Below are 24609 nucleotides of genomic sequence, written 5' to 3' on the forward strand. Positions count from 1 at the left end.
TAACCAATTAGTTTTATTATTTATTGTGACAGGCTTACCAGAATATCTCTGATCTCACCATCGCGTTCTATTTTAATAGCGGCTTCTTTAGCATCACGTAATTCATTAATTACGCTCATTGCCTGCTGCATATCGTTCAATGCTATACCGTTTATTTCTACCGCTAAATCATTTGCCTGCAGCCCCATTTGCGTAAACAAGCTGGGATCTTTCCCTGGCATCAACCGGTAACCCGCCAACTGGCCGTTGGCGCGATAAGGCGACACCCGGATATAGTCGAAAAACTTCATTGGCTCCGCCATCAGCTCTTCGCGCGCCGCCTCAAATTGCTCACTCACTTGCAACGGCTGCATTTCCATTGGTTCTGCAGCGGGAGCCATATCTTGTTGCACCGGCTCTTCGTTATAAGGTTCGTCAGCGCGGCCTAAACCGGCGTTGGCTTGGGCTATTTTGGTATACTCCATACCGTCAAGCATCAAGGTTTCATAACGACCGGCTTGTTGTAATAACACCCGGTCTGACAACACCTGCTTTAGAACTGCATTAGTACCGTCTATTTTGTCATTAACCGCATAAGTAGATTCAATTCCACGGCTTTCAATAATGGCACTGCCTTGATCCGGATCTGCAGCCACAGCCACTAAGCCCGTTAGTTTTACGTTGAGTTGCGTCTTAGGTGCCTCAGTAATAACCGGTACCACTTCTTTTTTCTCTGCCTCAGCGGAGGCTTTACCAAATAGCGCAAAACCGGTTAAAGCCGTCAGCTCTACGTTATTACGATTATTTGCTTTCGCCATTGGGGTCATGGCTGGTGGCAGAGTCATTGATGCAGGCTGCGGCAACACTTGCCAGCTTAAACGCGCCAGCAACCATGCCAGTATAATAACCAACACCAAATTCAGCGCTTGCTGCACCCGGTTTAATGGCACTTTCTGCAGTTGCTTGGTCAATTGCTGCGTGTTTAATAACGACTTCATTGCGCACTTCTATTTTATGAGAATAAATTATCTTACCCAGTTGTCTGTCAACCAACAAGCGTGGCCAAACATTTTACAAGGTATTAACCAACTTTTTTTTGACTTTCACGCCAAATTACCTGCTTTGGCCCTATAATAGCGGTCTTAGTTCGACAACCGCAGTTATATATTATGTCGTCAGTAAAATCATCATCGCAATCTAACAGCCCAACGTTACGGTTAGATAAATGGCTATGGGCTTGCCGCTTTTATAAAACCCGCGCTTTGGCGAAAGAGATGATCGAAGGCGGTAAAGTACATTATAATGGCCAGCGCTGCAAAGCCAGTCGAACAGTAGAACCTGGAGCAATGGTTAGATTAACCCAGGGAACAGATGAAAAAATTGTCACTGTGTTAGCATTATCGGAAAAGCGCTTAGCCGCGCCACTGGCACAAGCGTTGTACGAAGAGACTGCCGATAGCATAGAACAGCGGTTAAAAAGAGCGGAACTGAGAAAGACTAATAGCCTGTTTGCACCGCACCCCGACACCAAACCTGACAAAAAAGAGCGGCGTAAACTACTCTTGTTAAAATCGCAGCAGTAATAGAGAACAGCATGAATGTAGATAATTTATATCGATTTTTATTTCAGCACAAAAACGTACGCGGCGAGCTGGTACAGTTGTCATCCAGCCTCGACCAGATGTTACTGCATCACGATTATCCATTACCCGTAAAGCAGCTGTTAGCTGAACTGGTTGCCGCAACCAGTTTACTTACTGCAACGCTAAAATTTGAGGGCGATATTGCCTTACAAATTCAAGGTGATGGCCCGGTAAAGTTTGCTGCCGTTAACGGTACCAATGCGCAGCAGTTTCGCGGCGTGGTGCGGATGCAAGCCGAAATCTCTGGTACCAGTTTTCGTGAACTAATCGGCGAAGGTTACTTATTAGTAACCATTACACCGCAACAAGGTGAGCGCTATCAGGGTATAATTCCATTAAGTGGCGACAGCTTAACCAGCACACTAGAAGCCTACTTTGCCCAATCTGAGCAACTACCTACGCGTTTGTATTTGTATACCGATTTTCATTCAGAGCAATGCCGCGCAGCGGGTTTTATGTTGCAGGTATTACCGGTAGACCAGCAAAAAGCCAAAGCCGATTTTGACGAGCTGGTAATTTTGGCAGACACGCTAACGCAAGACGAAATGATTAACCTTGAAGCCGAACAGCTACTGTATCGTCTTTTCCATCAGGAAGAAGTTGAGCTGTTTACTCCGCAAACGGTCAGTTTTGTTTGTGGTTGTTCCAGAGAAAAATGTAGCTCAGCCATAGTTAGCTTGGGTAAAGACATAATTAACGAACACATTGCTGAGGGCAAGTTAGACATAAGCTGCGAATACTGTAATAGCACCTATCATTTTGATAGTGCCGACTTAACAACCCTATTGCAGCAATTGTAACCTGCCCCGGCTGTAATTATGAAAGAGTTACCGATATGTCGGTAACTCTTTCTCATTTCAAAGCCCTACAAATTCCTCACCGCACTCTCCCACACAAAAAATAAGTTAAAATACAACAAGTTAAATTAGTTCAGAGATTTTGGCACACCTTTCGCTTAACCGAATAAGTGATATTAACTATCTGTGCGTAACCGCACTAAGGAGAACATTATGCTGGGCTGGGCTGCAACATTTTTAATTATTGCACTGATCGCTGGCGTACTGGGGTTTGGAGGCATCGCAGGTGCAGCAGCAGGTATAGCAAAAATTATTTTTTTTATTTTTATCGTGTTACTCGTTATTTCATTACTGGTAAACGCGCTGCGCGGTAAAACGCCCAAACTGTAATTTCAAAAAACACAAAGAGGAAAATTTCTATGACATTGACCAACGTAATTGCTCGATTAGCTATTGTAACAATGCTGGCACTGTTCGTGATGGCCTGTGAAGATAATCACGCTGAAGAAGCTGGCGAAACCATCGACGAAGTAGTAACCGATGCTGGCGACAAAGTTGAAGATTTATGTGAAGATGTAAAAGATAAGGCAGATGCTAAAGACAAAGACTGCTGATTTGTAGGTGGTAACAATCAAGTGTTGTTACCACCTTAATTCCCTGGAGCCATTTCTGATATGATTCAAGCCTCAGTTTACACCTTACTGGCACTGCTCAGTGCCACTGCCAGCTGGCTGATACCTTCTTTGCTGTTAAAGCTACTATTCGCTTGGACCGCCTTGTCTTTAGCTGTAGTGAGTTCTGCCTATTGGTTTAATACCGCAACAATATTTAGAAAAAGGCATGATGGCAGCCTGCCTTGGTTCAGTCGCTGGTTATTTATACCCTTTTTACTTGGGGCAGGACTATATAACAAACTCGCCAGACGCTTTGACACTGTGCCATCAATACAACAGGTAAGTCAGGGGCTATATTTAGGCGCGCGTTTAACGGCCACCGATATGGACCGCCTGCAGCATCAACGCATAACCGCCGTGCTGGATGTGACTGCAGAGTTTGCCGCTCTGGATCAACTAACTCAGTTACCCGATATGTATTACCTGAACATCCCGGTGTTAGATCATGCCAGCCCAACAACCAAACAGTTAAAACAAGCGGTAGAATGGCTGCAAAAACAGCGAGCAGCAGGACGAACAGTACTGGTACATTGCGCCTTAGGCCGTGGCCGCTCGGTTTTAGTATTAGCCGCCTTTTTACTTAGCCGGCACAATAGCCGCAACGCTGAACAAGCCGTGGCGCTTATAAAGCAAATTCGCCATACGGCGCGGCTTAACAAGCGCCAGCTTTCAACATTGCGCCAATTTGCTAACAACTTTGAAAACCAACCGCCAAAACCGGTGTGGTTAATTGCTAATCCGGTTTCTGGCGGTGGGAAATGGGCCGCGGCAGAATCTGAAATTGTCAGCTTATTATCGCCTTTTCTGCAGCTTAGCATTCACACTACCAGTAAAGACTGCACCGCAGAAGCGCTGGCCCAACAAGCGTTGCAAGCCGGTTGCCAGTTGGTTATTGCCTGCGGGGGTGACGGTACAGTGACAGAAGTCGCGTCAGTATTAACCGGCAGCAACGTTCGGCTGGGCATTATTCCATTAGGCACAACCAATGCTCTCAGCCATGCGCTGTGGGGGCTGAAAGCGAAATTACTGCCAGTGCATTCAGCCTGTTTAAACATCATCGATGGCCAAAGTCGCGCCATAGATACTGCCCGCTGTAATAATAAGTTGATGTTGCTGTTGGCCGGTGTTGGCTTTGAGCAGCAAATGATTGCGGCTGCTGACAGAGACAGCAAAAACCAGCTTGGTCAGCTGGCTTACCTAAACGGGTTGTGGCAAGCAGTACAGGCCAACCATATTCAAACCTTGCTGGTTCAGTTTGATCAACAGGATGAACAACTGCTAAATACCGGCAGCCTGGTGGTTGCTAATGCTGCCCCGCTTACCACTGTGCTCGCACAAGGGCGCGGAGCACCTAACCTCGCAGATGGTATGCTGGATGTCACCTGGTTAACCAGCGGCAGCAATGACAACAGCTTGCTTAGCCTGACAGAGCTGGCACTGGCAGGGTTAACTGGCGTTAGCCTGAATGCCGCCAGCCAACATTGTCAGGCCCGCCGAATACAAATCCGCCGAAAGGACCAACAAGCATTACACTATGTTATTGACGGTGAGCTATACAGCGATAGTCGTTTAGATATTACTATTGCGCCCGCGTCTTTAAATGTGATGTTGGCAGACGTAGAAGAAAAGGAACACGTTGCTTAAGGCTCGGTCTGCTGGTATTTTTCCAATTTGTTATACAGTGTTTTAACACTGATGCCCAATTGCTGTGCGCTGTCTGTTTTATTACCGGCATTCTGCTCAAGGGTATTTAATATAGCGGCTTTTTCCAGCTGTTCCAGCGGCACACCGGCAGGGACCTCGTTCAACTCGGTTTCTGTTGTATCTGCCAGCGCCATCTCCAGCAACAAATGATCTGGTTCGATCATTTTGTCTGCCAAAATATAGGCCCGTTCAACAGCATGCTTTAACTCCCGCACATTACCCGGCCAGCGATGCTCTGCTATCAGCTGTAGCGTTGCCGTTGATAGCTGTTTTTGTTGCTGTTCCTGAGCATTGCGATAGGCAAGAAAGTGTTGCGCCAAGCCGACAATATCGTCATTACGGTCACGCAGCGGCGGCACAACAACCGGAAACTGTGCCAAACGAAAATACAGGTCTTCCCGCAGTAGCCCATCACTAATAGCCTGTTGTGGATCCCGGTTGGTTGCCGCCACAATCCGCACATTAGCTTGTCGACATTTATCACTGCCTACCGGCCTATACTCACCGCTTTCTAACACACGCAACAGCTTAACCTGTTGCTCAATCGGCATCTCTGTAACCTCATCGAGAAATAACGTGCCACCTTCTGCCTGGGCAAACACCCCCTGATGATCCCGCAGCGCACCGGTAAATGCGCCTTTGGTATGGCCAAATAACTCACTGTCAACTAACTCCGGGCTAAGTGCGCCGCAATTAATAGCAATAAAAGGCTGTTCTGCACGGTAACTGGCTAAATGCACTGTATTTGCAACCAACTCCTTGCCGGCACCAATTTCGCCTACGATCAAGATATTTGCTTCGGTTACCGCCACCTTACGCAAGGTACGGTAAAGTTTAAGCATCGATCGGGATGAGCCCACCAGCAGGCCAAATTGATCTAACATACTGTTATTGGCTTTAACCTGCTGTTGCGTTTTACAGGCAGAACTGATTGCAGTACAGCTCTGGTATCAACATCAACATACAACGTTAACCACAGAGACTGCACAACCGCTTGCCTTATTTGAACTTTACAGCCTGTTACAAAAACAACTTAGTGCGTTAAAACAGCTTACCTTATTAATGCGCAGCTATAGCGCCAAAATTAGCTTGGCGCATCTTACTGCAGCATTACAAATAGCCTGCGACCAATTACCTGCACGACTGAAAGTTTTACCGGTAGACGGGAAAAATATACAAACAAAAAATTAACATAAAATGAATGCAAATATTATTCTCTTTAAAAACATAAAGATAAAAACTGGCATTGAATTAGCATTAGTTATTTCGTCTTACAACAAAGGAGCGACAATATGAAACGTACAACGTTAGCAACGATAATGACTCTGGCGTTAACCACAACAGCAGTAACAGCAAACGACTGGCAAGACAGCGCCAAAGATGCGTGGATTGACGGTAAAGCCGAAACCACCTTGCTGTTAAACGGCAATCTGAATTCTTTTGACATTAACACCGACGTACAAAATGGCACCATAACTCTGACAGGTGTAGTAGAGAGTGACGTTGACAAAGCGTTAGCGGAAGAATTACTGGAAAACCTGGATGGTGTTAGCTCAGTTGACAACAAACTAACGGTGAAAAACCATGCAAAAAACGCTGATAATAGCAAAACCAGCGCGCTAAAAGATGCCAAAATCGCAACCGTGGTTAAAACCCGCTTACTGTTTGAAGCAGAAGTTAGTGGTACTGCTATAAACGTGGATGCAAAAGATGGTGTAGTGACCTTGCAAGGTAAAGTGGATTCTGCGGCAGAAAAAGATTTGGCTGCAGCCATCGCCAAAAATACCGATGATGTTAATCGCGTCGTCAACAAACTGGACGTTGCTGAATAAATATTCTGCCGTCTGGATCGTCAAGGCCGATCTGCCCCTTTAGGGCCAGATCGGCCTTTTGCTAGTTGCTGCTATCCGGTATGCTTTGCGCAAAGTTAGTTAGTGGCAACCTTTCATTATGCGCATTTTGCACACGTCAGATTGGCACCTGGGCCAAAATTTTATGGGCCGCAGCCGTGCAACAGAACATAAGGCTTTCCTGCGCTGGCTTGCCAACGAAGTGACAACACGTCAGATTGACGCCATTGTTGTTGCCGGGGATATTTTCGACACCGCCACGCCACCAAGTTATGCCCGGGAAATTTATAATCAGTTTATTGTTGAGCTTCAAAGTAGCCAATGTCAGCTTATTATTTTAGCCGGCAACCATGATGCTGCAGCGGTATTAAACGAAAGTAAAAACCTTCTACAGTGCCTCAACACGCAAGTCATTGCCAGTAGCAGTAGCAAGCTAAATGAGCAATTACTGGTACTACACAACAGAAAACAACAACCGGCAGCGCTATTATGTGCGGTGCCCTTTTTGCGTGCCAGAGACATGCTACAAAGCCAGGCGGGGCAAAGCGCAGGGGATAAACAACGCAGTTTGCAACAGGCTATTGCGGCGCACTATCAGCAGTTATTTGCTCTGGCACAGCAGTACAATACTGAACATAAGCTGGAGCTTCCCATCGTAATGACCGGCCATCTAACCACTTTGGGTGTCAGCCGTTCAGAGTCGGTTCGTGATATTTATATCGGTACACTCGAAGCTTTCCCGGCTGATGCTTTTCCACCGGCTGACTACATTGCACTGGGGCATATTCATCAGAGTCAGCGCATCAATGCTAATACTGATATTCGCTATAGCGGCTCGCCCATTGCGCTTAGTTTCGATGAAGCACGCCAGCAAAAGCAGGCGTGGCTAATAGAATTTGCCGTCGACGGCAAAACGGTATCCAGCCTGCCTATTCCCTGCTTTCAACCACTTATCAGCATTAAAACCACTCTCGATACTATCACCACGCAAGTACAGCAAGCACTGAGTGACATTACCGCTGAGCAAATATTATGGCTGGAGTTGGTTATTGCCGAAACGGATGCCTATCTTACCGACTTGCAGCAACGTGTTGAAACACAATTGCAAGATTTGCCGGTAGAGTTGTTACGCCTGCGCCGCCAACGTACCAACCAGGGCAATGGGTTTGCTGATGCCTCATACACCAGTCTGGCGGAGTTAACCCCGCAACAGGTTTGGCAGGCCAGACTAGCGACAGAGCAGCTAACTGAACAGCAACAGCAGCAGCTAACAGCGTTACATCAACAGATCCTGGCAAAAATGGAGCATGCAGAGTGAAAATTTTGTCGGTCAGGCTGCAAAATCTCAACTCCTTACGCGGTGAATGGCTTATAGACTTTCGCCTGCCGCCTTTTAATGACACCAACCTTTTTGCGATTACCGGCCCTACTGGTGCAGGTAAAACAACCCTATTAGATGCAATTTGTCTGGCGCTTTATCACCAAACTCCCAGGTTAAAAACGTCTCCTACCAGCAATGAACTGATGACACGCAATACCAGTGAATGCCTGGCTGAAGTAGAGTTTGAAGTGGCCGGTGTTGGTTATCGCGCGTTTTGGAGCCAGCGCCGCGCGCGCGGCCAAAGTGATGGCAATCTGCAAGCGGCCAAAACGGAACTGGCCAAACTGGATGGCAGCATATTGGCCGATAAAACCAGTGACAAGCTACGTTTAGTTGCCGAAATCACCGGGCTGGATTTTGGCCGGTTCACCAAATCAATGCTTTTGGCTCAGGGTGGTTTTGCGGCATTTTTAAATGCCGATGCCAATGAACGGGCAGAATTGTTAGAAGAACTTACCGGCACCGATATATATGGCCGGATTTCGGCGCAGGTATTTATTGATTGTCGTGAGCAAAAAAATCAGCTGGAATTAATGCAAGCCCGAGCTTCAGCCGTTGAATTACTCACTGACGAACAACAACAACAGCTTAATACCACGCTCACTGCACTGCAGAGCACCCTTACTGCGCAACAACAAGCATTGGCAGAACAGCGAAAAATACTTAACTGGCGCGAACAACTTGAGCATGCCGAACTAGCGTGTCAGCAAGCGGCACAGCAGCTTGAAACGACAAAGGCTACCAGCGCAGCGCATCAGACGGAGTTGGCAAAATTAGCCGCCTGGCAGCCTGCCAGCAAACTTGCGCCACTGCACAATGCACTGCAGATAGCGCTTAGCCAACAGCAACAATGCCAGCAAGAGCAGTCTGCCATAGAGCAAAAGTTACACAACGCGTCTTTGCAACAGGCGACGTTATTATGGCAAGGCATACTTCATATAAAGCAACAACAGCAGCATAATCTTAGCCAAACAGAGCAGAAAAAAGCCGAACAACAAAATCTTAAACAACAAGATGCTGATTTAGCAAAAGAACAACAACAACGACAAGCACAACAACAGTTGCTTATTACGCAACTGGGTGACACCGACCTGACACAGTTACGCCAACACCAACAGCAACGGCGTGACCGACAGTTCAAATTACAACACTTGCAGCAGCAACTGCAGTTACAACAAAAGTGGCAGCAAAAACACAATTCATTGCAGCAACAGCTGCAACAGACCGAGCAGGCTCTGGCACCACTAAGCTTGCAATTACTCACTCTGCGCCAACATTACAAAGCGCTGCAAGAACACATTAGCGATAAAAAGCAGTTGTTAAAACAGCAGCAGCTTATTATGCAGCTATCTGAGCATCGGGCACATTTACAACCAGAGCAACCCTGTCCTTTGTGTGGCGCCACTCAACACCCGGCAGTAGCACAGTATCAACAGCTAAGCAGCTCCGCGACAGAGCAACAACTGCAGCAAAAAGAAGTAGAACTGCAACAAACTCAGCAGCAAGGGGAAACGCTAAAGCAGCAACAGTCTGCTTTACACGCCCAGCGCGAGCAATTGCAGCAGCAACTGACACAGCAACAGCTCGAATTGGCGGAGATAAATACCGACATTGAACGACTGTTGCATGAAGAGCCTTCAGCCGCTGTCGCGGCAACATTGCAGCAAGTTCAAAAGGAACTCGCCGCAACAGACTCTCAATTACAGCAGCTTGAACACAGTCAGCAACAACTGCAGCAACAAAAAGAGCAGCTGCATACACTTGCGCAGCAACAGACAGAAAATGCCTATCAGCAACAAACCGTGCAACAACAGATACAACGCTTACAAGAGCAACATGACGACTTAACACAACAACTGCATAGCTGGCAGCAGCAATGGCAAGCCATGCAGCAAGCCGCCCCCCATGCGCAAAAGCCCGGGCAAGATATCGCCGTGTTAACTGAACAACTGCAGCAACTACAGCAGCAGATACAGCAATGGCAAGGACAGCAGCAAGTGTTACAGCGCCAGCAGCAACAGCTAACAACCACAGCACAACACGCCGGGCAACATTGGCAGCAAGCGTTAGCTCAAAGTGAATTTGCTGACGAGACAACGTTCAAGGCCGCATTACTTAGCGACGATGAACTTCAGGCAATTCAACACTTACAACAACGACTGCAGCAAGCCGAAATAGAAGCAAAGCGGTTGCATACTGACTGGATACAACGCTTAGAGCAGTTAACACAACAAAAGCTTAGCTCAATGTCTGTGACAGAAATTACTCAGACCGTAAAGCAGCTTGAACAAGCCGTACAACAACTGCACACAGAGCAAGGGCAGCTGCAGCAACAGCTCAGCAGTGACACATTGCGACGCAAAGGGCAGCAGCAACTGTTGCAAGATATCGCTCAGCGCCAACAGCAATTTGAGCTGTGGCAACGGTTAAACAGCCTGATTGGTTCTGCAGATGGTGCCCGTTACCGCCGTTTTGCGCAGGGATTAACGCTGCAACAGCTAATCGTATTAGCCAACCAGCAATTGGCGGTACTACATAACCGTTATCAGCTGGCACGACATAGCAGCGCTGAACTGGAGCTAGTGGTGCTCGATACCTGGCAAGCCGATAGTGCGCGTGACACTAAAACCTTGTCTGGTGGCGAAAGCTTTCTGGTTAGCCTGGCGTTAGCGCTGGCGTTATCGGATTTGGTGAGTAGTAAAACCCGTATCGACTCACTGTTTCTCGATGAAGGTTTCGGCACTCTGGACGCCGACACCTTAGATAGCGCTTTAGGTGCACTGGATAACCTCAATGCGCGCGGCAAAATGATTGGTATCATTAGCCATGTTGAGGCATTAAAACAGCGTATCAGCGTGCAAATAAAAGTAGAGAAGCAACAAGGGTTAGGCTACAGCCAAATTAAGGTAGTCAGTTAGGCTGCGATAGAAGCAAGGCAATAAACTCCTGTGCTGGTAGCGGTTTACTAAAATAAAAACCCTGGTAGTAGTTGCAGCCTTGCTCACGTAAAAAAGCCAGTTGCTCGGCTGTCTCAACACCTTCTGCTAACACTTTGAAGTTCATAGTATGCGCCAGAGCAATAATCGCACTGGCAATCTGCTGGTCGTCAATGGCTTGCGGAATGTGTTCCACGAAACGTCGATCTATTTTCAGCACGTCCAGCGGCAAACGTTTAAGATATGACAATGAAGAATAACCGGTGCCAAAGTCATCAATTGCCAGCCTAATGCCCATAGCTTTAATTTGGTGCATAGTGGCGACAACTTTTGCCTCATCAATCATTAACGCACTTTCAGTTACCTCCAGTTCAAGCAACTCTGCCGGTACAGCACTTTCTGCCAGCACTTGTTTCAGTTCATCTAATAACTGGTCTTTATTAAACTGTTGTGCTGACACATTAACCGCCAGACTAAATGGCGGGATACCTTGATCTAACCACTGTCGTAATTGCTGGCAGCTGCGTTGTAACACCCATTTACCCAACGCATGTATAAGGCCGCAACTCTCCGCTATGGGTATAAATACCGAAGGAGCGATAAAACCATACTCAGCGTCATGCCAACGTAATAAAACCTCAGCACCGATAATCTTGCCGCTAAGCACATCAAGTTGAGGCTGGTAATAGCACTCCAATTTATCCAGTTTTAACGCACTGCGTAAACGTGTTTCCAGCAACACCCGCTGCCGAGCCTGCGCGGTAAGGTCATCGGTATACACCGCAACATGGTTACGACCTTCACTTTTTACTTTGTACATAGCGACATCCGCTGCGCGGATCAAATCCTCTGCACTACTGGCATGGTCAGGATAAAGGCTAATACCAACCGATAGTGCTGTGATAATTTCACTGCCATTTGCCAGCAGAAATGGCGATTGTAGCTGTTGCATCAATAACTCTGCCAGCGCGGTGACCTCATTGGTTGATTGCACCGATTGCACCAGCACGCCAAACTCGTCACCACCAAGACGGGCAAGGGTATGCTCCGGTGCACAGCAGGCCTGCAAGCGTTGACTGACCTGCATCAACAACTCATCTCCTGCACTGTGACCAAAGCTGTCGTTAATATCTTTAAAGTTATCCAAGTCCATCAACAACAGCGCACATTGTGTCTTGTGCTGAGCTGCCTGCTCAATCGCATTACTAATAGATTGATTAAAGTGTTGCCGATTCGGCAATTGAGTAACAGCATCAAAATCAGATAAAAATGCCAATTTCGCGGCCTGCTTCTTACGCTCGGTCAAATCGACATCTATACAAAAAATCTGCGCTTCTGTATCAGGCAATTTCACCACTGCATGCCCGGAAAAAACCGGCACCAAAGAACCATCTTTTCGGCGTAACACTAGCTCTTCCGACGATACGGATATGCCCGTATCAGCCATATGTAACATCGCCTGAGACACTTGTTCCTGCATGTAGGAAGGAATGATTAATTCAAGAAGATTCTTGCCTATCGCTTCTTCCTTGGTGTAGCCGTATATCTGTTCACTGGCTTTATTCCAATAAAATGTTGAGCCATCGGCATAATAACCTTGCACTGCTATCTGCGGCGTATTGTCTAGCAATGTTCGAAACCGCAGCTCACTTTGCGCTAGTTGCTGCTGCGTATGCTTTTGCTCGCTAATATCTTGAATAACTGAAATAAAGTAACATTGGCCAGGCGAAGTAAATAAGGCAACAGATAACCGCGTCCATAATATTCGACCATCTTTGCATAGGTAGCGTTTCTCAATATCGTAATTATTTATTTCACCCCCTTGTAATCGTTGCAATTCCATAACGTCCATTGCCAGATCGCCAGGGTATGTTAACTGCTGAAAGTTCAATAGCAACAGCTCAGCTTCACTGTACCCCAGCATCTGACACAACACTTTGTTAGCACGAAGAAACTGACCACTCAACGAAACATGCGCAATACCGATGGCAGCATGAGTAAAGGTATCCGCAAATGCTCGCTCAGATTGATTCAAAGAATGCACAAAAGAACGCTTTTGTCGTAGTAAAAACCAGGCAAAAAATGCGGTCAAACCGACATAAAAGTAGCCTTTATAGCTCTGGTACTTTATTAACGTATCACGATCCGAAACCAACCAGTCTAGTAAGTGGTCGCTACTGCTAATCCAAAATAGTCCCAGCAGGAAATAAAGCAACGCTCCGCATAACGGATGTTGCAGTAAATAATGCCAACTGTGGCTCCGGATGGGTATCATGGCGGCTGCGTAATTTGTGATGGTTGAATACGTAATAATCAAAGCATAGCGTAAATATGCTTCAAGCCAACTTATATCACTAATAACAAGGTATTTAGTAAGAAGCCTGCGAATCGCAGGCTTCTTTAAACGTTAGAAAGAATACACTAGGGTTAAGGATGTTTGTGTATCTGTGCGCTTTTTACCCATAGGTACCTCAGAGTCACTTTGTATCCGAAATGCCGCTTTCATCTGTAGGGAGCCGTTAATCTTAGCTAATAATGACGTCTCGGCGAGTGTACGTGTATTGTCTTCACCGTACTCAACACTAAGCGTTTGCGCAAAACTTGCCGCTTCACTAATAGTCCAGTTAAAAACCGCAGCACCACGCGCGATGATACCTTTTTCAGTTTCCCCTGTTGAACGTTCACCACTAAAGTAACCCGGACCCACTTCGACATCCAATGACTTGTCTTCCGCATTATAAATTCGGGTGCCATAACCCACAGCTAACGTGGTGTATTTGGTGTAAGCACCAAACTTATCGTCAGTATACGAGGCAAAAGTAAACAACTTATCGAACTCATCATCTAACTTATAAGCTGCCTTGGCAGAGACCATAAACTGCTCTGCCGACCTTTCATTAACTTTATTACCATTGTCATCAGTCTTTTCATCCTCTTTAAAATAGGCACTGAAAATATACTGGTTACTCCAATGTTGTAACTCTTGTTTTGCATCAATTTTGCCAGTAACAGAGGTACCGGCAGTATTGCCTGACGTGGTGATGGCACCAAGCTCAGCTGAGGTGGTCCAGACCTTATCGGTGCCTGCCACATCGTCAGCCTGCACCTGCAAACTGGCTATAACAGCGGCTGCCAGCACTGAATAATATTTCATGTTTACTCCTGCGTATCTTTCTTAATGTGTAAATCCATTTGTGGAAATGGAATACCAATACCTTGCTCATCAAACGTTAATTTTACTTTTTCCAACGTGTCCCAATAAACAGCCCAGTAGTCTGCAGCATTAACCCAGGGACGCAGGTGAATATTCACTGAAGAGTCAGCCAAAGCAGCAACAGCTATGACAGGTGCAGGAGTCGCAAGTATCCGGCTGTCTTGCTTCACTATGTCTTCTAAAAGTGCTTTTGCTTTGCGAAGATCAGAGTCATAACTGATACCAATCAGTAAATCAACGCGGCGGGTTGGCTCTGCTGAATAGTTGGTAATAGCACTACCGGTGATTTGTGCATTAGGTATGATCACCTTTTTATTATCAGGAGTTTTCATAATGGTTTGAAAAATTTCAATTTTATCAACGGTACCGCTAACGCCACCAGCATCAATAAAATCGCCCGATTTAAAAGGACGGAATAAAATAATTAAAATACCTGAAGCGAAATTTGATAAAGACCCTTGTAATGCCAGGCCAACGGCTAAACCGGCTGCACCTAAAATGGCAATAAAAGACGTGGTTTGCACACCAATTTGCGACAATGCCATCAGCACGGTAGCAATCATGATCAAGGCGTAGACTATGCCAGCGACAAAAGAAATGACCGCTTTATCCACAGAACGAGACAGCAATGCTTTTTCCATTAAGCGTTTGATGCCTTTTGCAACTATGCGGCCGACATAAAATATGAAAACGGCAGCCACGAACTTAAGTAAATAGCCAAATATTAATTCATTGTTGTCTTGAAAGAACTGGATAATGTTATCCATAGCGCGCTCCTGTGCGAATTGTGTAATAAAAAATCAGCAAAATGATAGCATACAACCGCTTAGATGAGCATAAAAACCACAACTCAGCCTTGGCTAAGACGCTTTGTTACTAAAAAAGCTTGGTACCACTAGAAAATATGGGTAAAATGCAATGCCTCGGCGGTGATTGTAGCTCAGTTGGTAGAGCCCCGGATTGTGATTCCGGTTGTCGTGGGTTCGAGCCCCATCAGTCACCCCACTTTATTTTCATCATCATACCCATTTGCTAAACTGTGTTTACTCACTACAGCCGTGTTATTTCACTATGGTCAATCTTGCTAGTTTGCAGCATCAACTGCAACACACCAACACTTCTGCAATTGAAAGCTGGACACCGCCATTTTGTGGCGATATTCCTCTGCACATTGATGCAGCAGGTAAATGGCACTATCAAGGCAGTGAAATTAAGCGCCCTGCACTAGTAGCACTATTTGCTTCAGTACTGCTGCTACAATCGGAGGAGTATTTTCTGCAAACTCCGGTTGAAAAAGTCCGAATTACTGTCGCTGATGTGCCTTTTTTGATCACGGATTGGTGCTGGTCGACAACTGATAATGGTCCCGCATTAGTATTAACAACTAATTTGCAGCACCAACTGGTTGCAAGCCCGCAGCATCCAATTTGTTTACGAGCTGATCCACAGCATCAAATTTTGCCCTACATCACGCTATGGCGTGGCTTACAAGCGAAACTAAGTCGCAATGTCTACTATCAACTGGCGGAGCAAACCCATGCAGTTTACTGCAACAAACAGACACATTATCAGCTTAAAAGTGCTGGTTATCCTTATACCTTAGCTATTACATGAGGGGACACTGGTCGGCAATATCCTGCACTTTATCTCAAGCCGATTGTTCAACAGCACAGCTGTGTTAACACTGTTACACCAGAAACTGTACCAGGCTAAAATAAGATGAACAAAACGCCCATCGCACTGCTACTTAGCAGCTTACTTTTTTGTACGCAAATCCAAGCAGCAACCCTTATCCATGCTGGTAAGCTTATTACTGCAGAAAATAGTCAGATTTTGTCTGAACATACTATCGTTGTTGAGCAAGACAAAATCGTTGCGCTAGAGCAAGGCTACCGAAAAGCTGCAGATGGCGACACCATTATCGACCTGCGCCAGCACACTGTAATGCCAGGCTTGATGGACATGCATACTCACTTTTATACCCAATTCAGCGCTAACGTTTACACCGAAGGCTTTACTATGAATGAAGCTGATTATGCCTTGCGTGGTGCAACGTTTGCCGAGAAAACCCTGATGGCAGGTTTCACCACAGTACGCGAACTGGGCGACAACTATCATATTAGTACCGCATTAAAAAAAGCTATTGCTAAGGGGTACATTAAAGGACCTCGTATTTATGCTGCCGGAACATCCATTGCGACTACCGGTGGCCATGCTGATCCTACCAATGGTGTTGCTTATGCGCTAATGGCGGATCCAGGTCCAAAAGAAGGTGTAATAAACGGTGCAGATGACGCACGCAAGGCGGTTAGACAGCGTTATAAAGAAGGCTCAGATTTAATAAAAATCACCGCCACGGGAGGTGTACTTAGCGTCGCTAAAAGTGGTAGTAACCCGCAATTTACTGATGAAGAGCTAGCCGCTATTGTCAGTACAGCAAAAGATTATGGTATGAAAGTCGCGGTACATGCTCATGGTAAAGAAGGTATGGAACGTGCAATTAAAGCCGGCGTACACTCCATTGAGCATGGCACTTACATGGACAAAAACACCATGGCGTTAATGCGTAAACAAGGTACTTACTTCGTTCCTACGATCAGCGCAGGCAAATGGGCAGAAGAAAAATCCCGTATAGCCGGTTTCTTTCCTGATTTGGTGCGGCCTAAAGCAGCTACTATTGGTGGTCGAATTCAACAGACTTTTGCCGAAGCATATAAAGCCGGTGTGAAAATTGCTTTTGGCACAGATGCCGGCGTGTTTGAACATGGTAACAATTGGCGCGAATTTATCTATATGACTGAAGCGGGAATGCCTGCAATTGAGGCTATACTTAGCGCAACCATTGATGGCGCACGCTTATTGGGTGTTGACGATGAACTTGGCAGTATCAAAGTAGGAAAAACGGCTGATATTATTGCTGTACCTGGTAACCCACTGCAAGATATCACCCAAATGGGTAAAGTTAATTTTGTGATGAAAGCAGGCGAAATATTTCGCCAGTAACTTAGTACATTCCAGCCGGTTACTCCGGCTGGACGCGTTTTAATAAAGCAGCTGCATCAAACAGAATACTCTCTTTTAATTCCTGCTCCGCTTTGATCCTAACTTCATCTTGCTGCGCTGTCAGTGATTTAGCCTGTAATTGCCGTGCTTTATGCGTCGGCATATCTTTAACTACCTGATACATTTTGTACAATCCTGGGTAGGTTATCACCGGATCTGGTTTATGATCCGGCGCCAGATGATCCAACAATACCCACAGCCGCAACGCCCCTTCAGATAATTCACATTGCTCTTCACATACAGCTTTGCAAATGACACTAATACTGTCACGTAAATACTTTTGCTTCTTTTCTAGCTGTTGCTGAGCTACTTGAGTCTGCTGCTGCAGCCGCCATAATAAGGTACCAGCATAAAAAGCCAGAGCAACAACAATAACGCATGCTAAAGTAATAAGTATAACCGCTGTAACGTTCAAGATTAGTCCTCATCTCCTAACAGGTCTTTACGCCAATCTTTACTCTCAAAAGCGGCCAACGGATCAATTTGCTCATTACTGTCATCGTCATCAGTCAAACCTAATTGCTGCAACAATTGCTCCAAACGTGCTGTTTTAGCATTAAAATACTTAGCATCTTTACCGGTCAGTATTTCGTCCTGTTCAACTCGAACCAAAAGCTGCTGCAGATAATTATCATTTTCTATCAATGCTAATTCTTGCTCTGGTGTTAGTGTCTCGGCTTTGGGCTTTGCTAAGCTTGCTTTAGGCAGCGGCATTACACGAGGCTGAGTCGCAGTTTCCGCAACATCAGTCACAATCAACGCAATCGGTTTTTTGCTACCGATGCGCTTGTCTTTCTTAGCCGATTGCTGCTGTGTAGCCGGCTCTGCTAAAGCAACACTATTACGACTACCTGATTTTAAACCAGCACCTTTTTTCTTGGTTTGCTCTTTGGGTTCGCGGGTTTTTCGAATATCTTCTGAGGATAAATGTCGCGAGCCGTTAGGGCCGGCAGAGCGTGTTTTTTTCTGACGAGTCATGATTGTTACCTGTAAAAAAGGGCGCGTATTTTAACCAGAATTTCTGCGAAACACTAATGCTTTCGGCGTTGCAACAGAGCAATATCTTTATCGGGAAAATTGACAATAAAATTATCTCGCTGCGCCAAATAAATAAAAGTATGTTCACAAAAAAAACTGACATGCGTTGGGTCGCGTTTGTAATGCCATGAAGCGAAGGCGTTAACATCAGTATAGCGCTTTGTCATAATGCCTAGCGTCCCCCCCGGTTTCAATAACGTTAGCCACAATTTCCATTCATGCACGGGGTAAATAAAGTGCTCTATCGCTTCAGAGCAGGTAATAAAATCGTACTGTTTTTTAAGTACGCTATCATCGGTTGCAAAGTAGGGATCCCACACTGACATTTTGTGGCCCGTCTCAGCTAACATTTTTGCTAATAAAGGGCCTGGCCCGCAGCCAAAATCCAGCCCTTCAAGGCCATTAGCGGCTAACTGTTGCTGTAATGGTAAGGCTAAACGCTGCAAAAACTGGCGATAGCCAATATCGTTCAAGTCATTTTGATGCATTTGATACTGCGCCAATTCATCTAAAGAAGAGAGCAAAGTTGTTCGATCAGCAAACACCAACAGGCAAAGCTGACACTGATAATACCGTCTTCGATTGTCCTGATAAAAAAACTGACAAGGTTCTGCGTAGCATAAAGGACATTGATGATTTGGCATGGCTAGGGCTTTTTTTGTATAAAGAAAAGGGCGATAAGATTTCCTTATCGCCCTGGATATTTTTGTGTCTCGTGGACACCGTTCTCATTCGCGTTCATCTTCCTGATGCTGCTGCAACACCCTGTCTGCTAGTTCCGTATTTTATATTGCCTTCCTGGCTGCTATTTTTATTGTTTACGATCATCCTGATACTTTCGTAATCATCCTTGAGCGTGAATTCACGCAGCACATCTTCCAAATGTGTTCAAAACGAAGGCACCGCGCACTTGCGTACTGGTACTATTACTTCCCTGCGGATATTCCCTGTTTTTATTCGTTACAAACTGTAACTGACGGTTAATTTACTCTGTTCTGACTATATGGCAAGCCTTTACCCTAAAAAAAACCAATTTCATCACCGCCATAAATATTAAATTTATACTTTTCAGTATGTTGAGCAAAATCAATCACAATAAAAAAGTTCAATTTATTTTCTATACACGCTTTTATCCTACAGCGATTGTGAGATATATCTCACAAAAAATCACCTCAAGCATAAAAAAACCGGCGATGAATGCCGGTTTTTATGCGATAAATGCGGGTAGTTATAGCGTTTAGTGCAAACCACCCAGGTACTGAGATAACACTTCAATATCTTCGTCAGTTAGTTTTTTAGCAATATCTCGCATCATGCCATTCATGTCATTTGCACGTTGACCGCTGCGAAATTCCAGCAAAGTGGTTTTAAGATAATTTGCATGTTGAAAGGAAATTTTTGGAAATCCACTCAAACTGGCACCCGAACCACGAGGACCATGGCAAGCAATACAAGCTGCAATACCACGCTGTGCATCACCACCACGATACAATGCTTCACCACGTGCAATAACATTTTCAGGAGTAGTGCCTGACTTCATTTTTTGTGAAGCAAAATAGGCCGATAAATCTTTCATGTCTTGGTCTGACAGTGCCGCGACCATACCAAACATTATGCTGTTATTACGGCCTTCCTTGCCCGCAGATGCCATACCTTGCTTGTAGTTGGTTAGCTGTTTATACAAATAGGTCGCATGTTGGCCAGCCAGTTTAGGGTACATGTCAACAACGCTGTTACCATCAGCATTGTGGCAAGCGGCACAAACCGCAGATTTTGCTTTACCCGCTTCAGCATCACCGTCAAACGCTTGGGCTGTTCCGATTAAACCGAATATCAGCGTCAGTGGAAGTAGCATTTTATTCATTTTTTATCCGTCTCTGTCCGCATTAAACCGCCAGCATACTGGCAACCAAGTGTAATAACCTTAATTTTTATCTCTATTTTACACGAAACTGGTCAAAGTAAAATCCCATACCGCATGCAAAAGCTTCTGCGGATCTCTCAGATCCGCTACAATGACGCAAATTATTTGCCGGAGAAGCCCGTGTACAAGTCAAAAATCAATTATCAACGAGCCGCATTTTTAACTAGCGCGCCCGATATCAAGGCATTACCGGCGGACGCAGGCATTGAAGTTGCGTTTGCAGGCCGCTCTAATGCTGGCAAGTCCAGTGCATTAAATACGTTGACGCGCCAAAATAGTTTAGCGCGAACCAGTAAAACGCCCGGCCGCACTCAATTGATCAACACATTTAGTTTGGATGAACACCGTCGATTAATCGATTTGCCGGGTTATGGCTTTGCCAAGGTTCCTTTAGCCGTAAAAGAAAAATGGCAAAAATCACTGGCAGAGTATCTGACAAAACGCGCGAGTTTAAAAGGCATAGTTGTGTTGATGGATATTCGCCACCCATTGAAAGATTTAGATCAAGATCTAATACATTGGGCAGTTGATAGTGAACTTCCTGTACTTATATTGCTGACTAAGTCGGATAAGCTTGGCCCTGGTGCACGAAAGAAAACCTTGTTTGAAGTGCGCGATGCCACGTTAGCTTTTATGGGTGATATCACCGTACACACTTTTAGTTCACTAAATAAACAGGGATTGGCTGATTTGGAGCAGGTGCTAGATTTATGGTATCAAGCCCCTGATGCCACTTCAGATATTGCAGACTAACACAAAGCATAAAAAAACCGACACCCTTGGGTGTCGGCCATAGCAAACGGGGGAGAAGCTATAATTTCAAATCAACAGGGTGTCTTATCGCTAAGACAGCTGCATTATACAACAAACCCGGCCCATTTAAAGTATTTACTCTAAAAAATCTAATTAAATTTCAAGTTATTTCGCGACATCTGGCATTTTCCAGCCTTCCTGTCGTAATACAGCAGCACTGCCACGTCAAAATTATTAATAATTACGCAAAAAAAAACGCCCCGCTGCAAGCAGCGGGGCGGCTAAATAAGCCTACTTTCTTGTGTTAGAACTTTAGCTCTGTGCACTGAAAGATAGAATATCTTACCTCTGTACCCTACACGACAAATTTTAGTCAACTACTGGTAAAATGCAAGTCATTTGTGTAATAAAACTACATTATTCATTTAAAAAGCTTAATTAAGCCTTTTTTTGGTAATTTAATTACCTTATTAGGGTTATTGAAAATATAAAAAAACCCCGTCAAATGACGGGGCGAAAATAAACTAAGGAGAGATATATCAACGTAACTGACACTACGACTTCTAGTGTATCAACTTAGTTCAAAATTAATGCGCTTGATCCCAATTATCACCATCACCGGCTTCAGCCAGCAGGGGCACATCGAGCTTTGCTGCCTGCGCCATAAGCTCAACCAATGTTTGTTTTACCTGTTCAACCTTGTTCTCATCAACTTCGAATACAAGTTCATCGTGGACCTGCATAATCATTGTCGCAGGGGGACAATCTTGTTGCTGTAGCCAGTTATCTACTACGATCATTGCTTTCTTGATAATGTCTGCTGCAGTGCCCTGCATAGGTGCATTAATTGCCGCTCGCTCAGCGCCTTTTCTTCTAGCCATGTTTTGCGCATTTATGTCAGCCAGATAAAGACGTCGGCCAAATAGCGTTTCAACATAACCTAGTTCATGGGCTTGCAGCCGGGTACGCTCCATATATTGTAGTACGCCGGGAAAACGCTCGAAGTAACGATCAACATATTGCTGAGCTTCGTTGCGCCCTACACCCAGTTGCTTTGCAAGACCAAACGCAGACATGCCATATATCAAACCAAAATTGACAGCTTTGGCACTGCGCCGCTGCTCCGTTGTCACATCCGCCAAATTCACACCAAAGACTTCAGCCGCAGTAGCACTGTGAATATCACGGCCGTGAGCAAAAGCATCCAACAGTGCCTTATCCTGCGACAAATGCGCCATAATACGCAGCTCTATCTGAGAATAATCTACCGCCACTATCTTTTTACCTGGCGCAGCAATAAATGCCTGGCGTATACGCCGGCCTTCTTCTGTACGAATTGGAATATTTTGCAAGTTAGGCTCGGTAGAACTTAAGCGCCCTGTTGCTGCAACGGCCTGATGATAGGAAGTATGCACTCTACCTGTTAGCGGATTTTGCATTTTCGGCAGTTTATCGGTATAGGTAGATTTAAGCTTGGTTAAGCCCCGGTGTTCGGTAATTAACTTCGGGAACTCGTATTCAAGTGCCAGCTCTGCCAACACTTCCTCAGCAGTTGAAGGCGCACCTGTAGGCGTCTTTTTCAACACAGGCAACTGCATTTGCTCAAACAATATTTCCTGCAACTGCTTAGGAGATGCAAGATTAAACGGCTTGCCTGCCTGCTCATAAGCCTGTTGTTCTAGTTCAGCAATTCGCGCAGCCAGTTGCTCGCTTTGCTTAGCAAGTAGCCTGCTATCAATTAACACACCGTGGCGCTCAATACGCGACAATATATCAACCAACGGCATTTCAATGTCGTTAAGAACCGCTACCAGTCCATTATGCTGTTGAAGCTGAGGCCACAAGTTATGATGTAACTGCAGAGCAATATCAGCGTCTTCTGCCGCATACTGCGCCGCTTTTTCCAACTCAATCTGATTAAAGGTAAGTTGTTTAGCACCTTTACCGGCAATATCGGTAAAACTGATGGCTTTGTGTCCAAGGTACTTAAGCGCAAGGCTGTCCATATCATGCCGGGACGCAACTGAGTTGAGAACATAAGACTCTAACATCGTATCAAAACGTACGCCTTTTAAGTTGATTTCGTATCGAGCTAATACACTTTGATCATATTTCAGGTTTTGTCCTACTTTGGCCTTGCTGTCGTCTTCGAGCCAAGGCTTTAGCTGATCAAGCACCCAGTCTCTATTTAGTTGTTCAGGTGCTCCAACGTAATCGTGTGCTACGGGTACATACCAGGCTTTTCCCGGTGCAGTGGCTACGGATAGACCTACCAGTTCGGCTTGCATATAGTCCAAACTTGTTGTTTCGGTATCAAATGCGGTAAGCTCGCAGGCGCTTATTTGCGCTAACATATCGTTAAAACTCAACTCATCCAGCACGGTGATATACTGGCTACCTTCTGCTGAACCCGTTGCTGCAGCGTTGGCCAAAATGTCATCGTCGGCGAGCATGTCCAATTGCGCTGTTGCAGGTTGCTTGCTTGTTTTAGTCTCGGTTACGCCACTTAATATGTCGCTTAACCAACGCTTAAACTCACACTCTTTATAAAGCTCTGCCAATCGCGCATTGTCCGGCGTTTTCACGGTTAAATCGGCTAACTGACACGGCAAATCAACATCTGTTTTAATGGTTGCCAGCTGATAAGATAACGCCAGTTGATCTCGAAACTCTTCTAACTTCGTCGCCATGGTTTTAGCACCACGGAAACTCAGTTCTGCCACGCTATCCAATTGCTGATATATCTGCTCAATAGAGCCAAGTCCTTGCAATAATGCGGCCGCAGTTTTTTCGCCTACGCCAGGTAAGCCGGGAATGTTATCAACTTTGTCACCCATTAACGCCAGATAGTCGACTATTAGTTCGGGCGCAATGCCAAATTTTTCCACCACGCCTTGCGGATCCAATAGCGTATTGGTCATGGTATTAATCAGCGTGACATGCTCATCCACCAACTGTGCCATATCTTTGTCACCGGTAGAGATAAGTGTGGAGCGCCCTTCACGGCTAGCCTGCCTTGCCAAAGTGCCTATAACATCGTCCGCTTCAACACCACTGATACACAGCAGCGGCAGACCCATTGCCTCAATGATGCTATGAAGCGGCGCAATCTGGCTACGCAGATCATCGGGCATGGGTGGGCGGTGAGCTTTATACTCACTATACATTTCATTACGAAACGTCGGCCCTTTCGCATCAAACACCACCACCATCTGCGTTGGTTGGTACTGTCGCAGCAAACTTTTCAGCATGTTGACCACACCATAAATCGCGCCCGTTGCCTCACCGCGGGAATTAGTTAAATGTGGTGGAGAATGGTAAGCGCGAAAAAGGTATGAAGAGCCATCAACCAAAATCAACGGTGTGCTGGAAATAGAAGCCATCGGAAATAATGTCCTGCAAAAATAAAGCTATAGCATGCCACAGCGCCGTGCACACAACCAGAGAACACGGCAGCAATAATCAAGGTATAATCTGTGGATAACTTTGTGAAAAACAATAGGTAATAGCCGGCTATTTGAAAAATAGCCAGTTCGATAGAAAACATAACACGTTGTTTTATTTAGAGAAAAAATGGATGAACTACAAGACCCATATTATTATTTTTGTACTTCCATTTTGTGGAAAACTGTTTTAGGTAGTTTCCAGCAGCA

22 protein-coding genes and 1 tRNA gene are annotated in these 24609 nt (G+C 45.5%); 13 read left to right on the forward strand and 10 right to left on the reverse strand.

Going from position 1 to position 24609, the window contains the following annotated elements:
• Positions 1-20: 20 nt before the first annotated feature.
• The gene (gene gspC / locus ORJ00_RS12510; protein WP_027669360.1) at positions 21-977 is read right to left on the reverse strand and encodes a type II secretion system protein GspC; all 957 of its coding nucleotides are present in this window, start codon (positions 975-977) and stop codon (positions 21-23) included.
• A 171-nt stretch (positions 978-1148) separates the two neighbouring features.
• Between gspC and hslR the strand changes: the two genes are divergently transcribed.
• The 5 genes from hslR (at position 1149) to ORJ00_RS12535 (ending at position 4737) form a co-directional block, all read left to right on the forward strand.
• The gene (gene hslR / locus ORJ00_RS12515; RefSeq protein WP_027669361.1) at positions 1149-1562 is read left to right on the forward strand and encodes a ribosome-associated heat shock protein Hsp15; all 414 of its coding nucleotides are present in this window, start codon (positions 1149-1151) and stop codon (positions 1560-1562) included.
• 11 nt (positions 1563-1573) lie between these two features.
• Positions 1574-2422 carry an Hsp33 family molecular chaperone HslO gene (hslO, locus tag ORJ00_RS12520; RefSeq protein ID WP_305974049.1) on the forward strand — a complete coding sequence of 283 codons (849 nt, stop codon included), beginning with the start codon at positions 1574-1576 and terminating at the stop codon, positions 2420-2422.
• A 210-nt stretch (positions 2423-2632) separates the two neighbouring features.
• The gene (locus ORJ00_RS12525; protein WP_027669363.1) at positions 2633-2809 is read left to right on the forward strand and encodes a DUF1328 family protein; all 177 of its coding nucleotides are present in this window, start codon (positions 2633-2635) and stop codon (positions 2807-2809) included.
• Between the two features lie 29 nt (positions 2810-2838).
• Positions 2839-3033: a hypothetical protein gene (locus ORJ00_RS12530; RefSeq protein WP_306140019.1), complete on the forward strand. Its 195-nt coding sequence runs from the start codon at positions 2839-2841 to the stop codon at positions 3031-3033.
• 60 nt (positions 3034-3093) lie between these two features.
• A complete protein-coding gene (locus ORJ00_RS12535) occupies positions 3094-4737 on the forward strand; it encodes a diacylglycerol kinase family protein (RefSeq protein ID WP_306140020.1) in 1644 nt (547 codons plus the stop codon).
• Here the strand turns inward: ORJ00_RS12535 and ORJ00_RS12540 are convergent.
• Positions 4734-5681: a sigma-54 interaction domain-containing protein gene (locus ORJ00_RS12540; RefSeq protein ID WP_306140021.1), complete on the reverse strand. Its 948-nt coding sequence runs from the start codon at positions 5679-5681 to the stop codon at positions 4734-4736. The genes ORJ00_RS12535 and ORJ00_RS12540 overlap by 4 nt on opposite strands.
• Before the next feature lie 408 nt (positions 5682-6089).
• On the opposite strand from ORJ00_RS12540, the gene ORJ00_RS12545 reads away from it, so the two are divergent.
• From ORJ00_RS12545 to sbcC, 3 genes are all read left to right on the forward strand, one after another.
• On the forward strand, positions 6090-6629 hold the full coding sequence (locus ORJ00_RS12545) for a BON domain-containing protein (RefSeq protein WP_027669368.1): 540 nt from the start codon (positions 6090-6092) through the stop codon (positions 6627-6629).
• A gap of 118 nt (positions 6630-6747) precedes the next feature.
• Positions 6748-7965, forward strand: coding sequence for an exonuclease subunit SbcD (gene sbcD, locus ORJ00_RS12550; RefSeq protein WP_027669369.1), 1218 nt, complete (start codon positions 6748-6750; stop codon positions 7963-7965).
• Positions 7962-10946 carry an exonuclease subunit SbcC gene (sbcC, locus tag ORJ00_RS12555; RefSeq protein WP_306140022.1) on the forward strand — a complete coding sequence of 995 codons (2985 nt, stop codon included), beginning with the start codon at positions 7962-7964 and terminating at the stop codon, positions 10944-10946. Before sbcD ends, sbcC begins: the two co-directional genes overlap by 4 nt.
• Here sbcC and ORJ00_RS12560 read toward each other — a convergent pair.
• The 3 genes from ORJ00_RS12560 to ORJ00_RS12570 form a co-directional block, all read right to left on the reverse strand.
• Positions 10939-13239, reverse strand: coding sequence for a sensor domain-containing protein (locus ORJ00_RS12560; protein WP_306140023.1), 2301 nt, complete (start codon positions 13237-13239; stop codon positions 10939-10941). The genes sbcC and ORJ00_RS12560 overlap by 8 nt on opposite strands.
• Positions 13240-13371: 132 nt before the next feature.
• Positions 13372-14118, reverse strand: a complete 747-nt coding sequence (locus ORJ00_RS12565; protein WP_306140024.1) for a DUF481 domain-containing protein — start codon at positions 14116-14118, stop codon at positions 13372-13374.
• A 2-nt stretch (positions 14119-14120) separates the two neighbouring features.
• A complete protein-coding gene (locus ORJ00_RS12570; protein WP_305974033.1) occupies positions 14121-14945 on the reverse strand; it encodes a mechanosensitive ion channel family protein in 825 nt (274 codons plus the stop codon).
• A gap of 162 nt (positions 14946-15107) precedes the next feature.
• On the opposite strand from ORJ00_RS12570, the gene ORJ00_RS12575 reads away from it, so the two are divergent.
• The 3 genes from ORJ00_RS12575 to ORJ00_RS12585 all read left to right on the forward strand — a co-directional run bounded on the left by ORJ00_RS12575 (position 15108) and on the right by ORJ00_RS12585 (position 17181).
• A tRNA-His gene (locus tag ORJ00_RS12575) sits at positions 15108-15183 on the forward strand.
• Between the two features lie 66 nt (positions 15184-15249).
• A complete protein-coding gene (locus tag ORJ00_RS12580) occupies positions 15250-15792 on the forward strand; it encodes a DUF1285 domain-containing protein (protein WP_027669374.1) in 543 nt (180 codons plus the stop codon).
• A 105-nt stretch (positions 15793-15897) separates the two neighbouring features.
• Positions 15898-17181, forward strand: a complete 1284-nt coding sequence (locus ORJ00_RS12585; RefSeq protein ID WP_027669375.1) for a metal-dependent hydrolase family protein — start codon at positions 15898-15900, stop codon at positions 17179-17181.
• A 19-nt stretch (positions 17182-17200) separates the two neighbouring features.
• On the opposite strand, the gene ORJ00_RS12590 is transcribed toward ORJ00_RS12585, so the two are convergent.
• The 3 genes from ORJ00_RS12590 to ORJ00_RS12600 are packed head-to-tail and all read right to left on the reverse strand — an operon-like array spanning position 17201 to position 18767.
• Positions 17201-17656, reverse strand: a complete 456-nt coding sequence (locus tag ORJ00_RS12590; RefSeq protein ID WP_027669376.1) for a DUF2489 domain-containing protein — start codon at positions 17654-17656, stop codon at positions 17201-17203.
• A gap of 2 nt (positions 17657-17658) precedes the next feature.
• Positions 17659-18219, reverse strand: coding sequence for a Der GTPase-activating protein YihI (yihI, locus tag ORJ00_RS12595; RefSeq protein WP_027669377.1), 561 nt, complete (start codon positions 18217-18219; stop codon positions 17659-17661).
• Between the two features lie 53 nt (positions 18220-18272).
• On the reverse strand, positions 18273-18767 hold the full coding sequence (locus ORJ00_RS12600; RefSeq protein WP_306126590.1) for a class I SAM-dependent methyltransferase: 495 nt from the start codon (positions 18765-18767) through the stop codon (positions 18273-18275).
• Positions 18768-18805: 38 nt separating this feature from the next.
• Between ORJ00_RS12600 and ORJ00_RS12605 the strand changes: the two genes are divergently transcribed.
• Positions 18806-19123, forward strand: a complete 318-nt coding sequence (locus ORJ00_RS12605; RefSeq protein ID WP_306126589.1) for a hypothetical protein — start codon at positions 18806-18808, stop codon at positions 19121-19123.
• A 393-nt stretch (positions 19124-19516) separates the two neighbouring features.
• Here the strand turns inward: ORJ00_RS12605 and ORJ00_RS12610 are convergent, their stop codons facing one another.
• Positions 19517-20143, reverse strand: coding sequence for a c-type cytochrome (locus tag ORJ00_RS12610; protein ID WP_305974027.1), 627 nt, complete (start codon positions 20141-20143; stop codon positions 19517-19519).
• Positions 20144-20323: 180 nt separating this feature from the next.
• On the opposite strand from ORJ00_RS12610, the gene yihA reads away from it, so the two are divergent.
• On the forward strand, positions 20324-20956 hold the full coding sequence (yihA, locus tag ORJ00_RS12615) for a ribosome biogenesis GTP-binding protein YihA/YsxC (RefSeq protein ID WP_027669380.1): 633 nt from the start codon (positions 20324-20326) through the stop codon (positions 20954-20956).
• Positions 20957-21543: 587 nt separating this feature from the next.
• On the opposite strand, the gene polA is transcribed toward yihA, so the two are convergent.
• Complete coding sequence (gene polA, locus ORJ00_RS12620) at positions 21544-24339, reverse strand: DNA polymerase I (RefSeq protein WP_306140025.1); 2796 nt, start codon at positions 24337-24339, stop codon at positions 21544-21546.
• Between the last annotated feature and the right edge of the window lie 270 nt (positions 24340-24609).

Origin of the sequence: Rheinheimera baltica (genome assembly GCF_030731985.1) — a bacterium.
In the GTDB taxonomy this organism is placed as follows: domain Bacteria; phylum Pseudomonadota; class Gammaproteobacteria; order Enterobacterales; family Alteromonadaceae; genus Alishewanella; species Alishewanella baltica.

Coding starts and splice junctions, on each gene's coding strand:
- gspC (WP_027669360.1), bottom strand. CDS start 977: ATGAAGTCGTTATTAAACACGCAGCAATTGACCAAGCAACTGCAGAAA.
- hslR (WP_027669361.1), top strand. CDS start 1,149: ATGTCGTCAGTAAAATCATCATCGCAATCTAACAGCCCAACGTTACGG.
- hslO (WP_305974049.1), top strand. CDS start 1,574: ATGAATGTAGATAATTTATATCGATTTTTATTTCAGCACAAAAACGTA.
- ORJ00_RS12525 (WP_027669363.1), top strand. CDS start 2,633: ATGCTGGGCTGGGCTGCAACATTTTTAATTATTGCACTGATCGCTGGC.
- ORJ00_RS12530 (WP_306140019.1), top strand. CDS start 2,839: ATGACATTGACCAACGTAATTGCTCGATTAGCTATTGTAACAATGCTG.
- ORJ00_RS12535 (WP_306140020.1), top strand. CDS start 3,094: ATGATTCAAGCCTCAGTTTACACCTTACTGGCACTGCTCAGTGCCACT.
- ORJ00_RS12540 (WP_306140021.1), bottom strand. CDS start 5,681: ATGTTAGATCAATTTGGCCTGCTGGTGGGCTCATCCCGATCGATGCTT.
- ORJ00_RS12545 (WP_027669368.1), top strand. CDS start 6,090: ATGAAACGTACAACGTTAGCAACGATAATGACTCTGGCGTTAACCACA.
- sbcD (WP_027669369.1), top strand. CDS start 6,748: ATGCGCATTTTGCACACGTCAGATTGGCACCTGGGCCAAAATTTTATG.
- ORJ00_RS12560 (WP_306140023.1), bottom strand. CDS start 13,239: ATGATACCCATCCGGAGCCACAGTTGGCATTATTTACTGCAACATCCG.
- ORJ00_RS12565 (WP_306140024.1), bottom strand. CDS start 14,118: ATGAAATATTATTCAGTGCTGGCAGCCGCTGTTATAGCCAGTTTGCAG.
- ORJ00_RS12570 (WP_305974033.1), bottom strand. CDS start 14,945: ATGGATAACATTATCCAGTTCTTTCAAGACAACAATGAATTAATATTT.
- ORJ00_RS12580 (WP_027669374.1), top strand. CDS start 15,250: ATGGTCAATCTTGCTAGTTTGCAGCATCAACTGCAACACACCAACACT.
- ORJ00_RS12585 (WP_027669375.1), top strand. CDS start 15,898: ATGAACAAAACGCCCATCGCACTGCTACTTAGCAGCTTACTTTTTTGT.
- yihI (WP_027669377.1), bottom strand. CDS start 18,219: ATGACTCGTCAGAAAAAAACACGCTCTGCCGGCCCTAACGGCTCGCGA.
- ORJ00_RS12600 (WP_306126590.1), bottom strand. CDS start 18,767: ATGCATCAAAATGACTTGAACGATATTGGCTATCGCCAGTTTTTGCAG.
- ORJ00_RS12610 (WP_305974027.1), bottom strand. CDS start 20,143: ATGAATAAAATGCTACTTCCACTGACGCTGATATTCGGTTTAATCGGA.
- polA (WP_306140025.1), bottom strand. CDS start 24,339: ATGGCTTCTATTTCCAGCACACCGTTGATTTTGGTTGATGGCTCTTCA.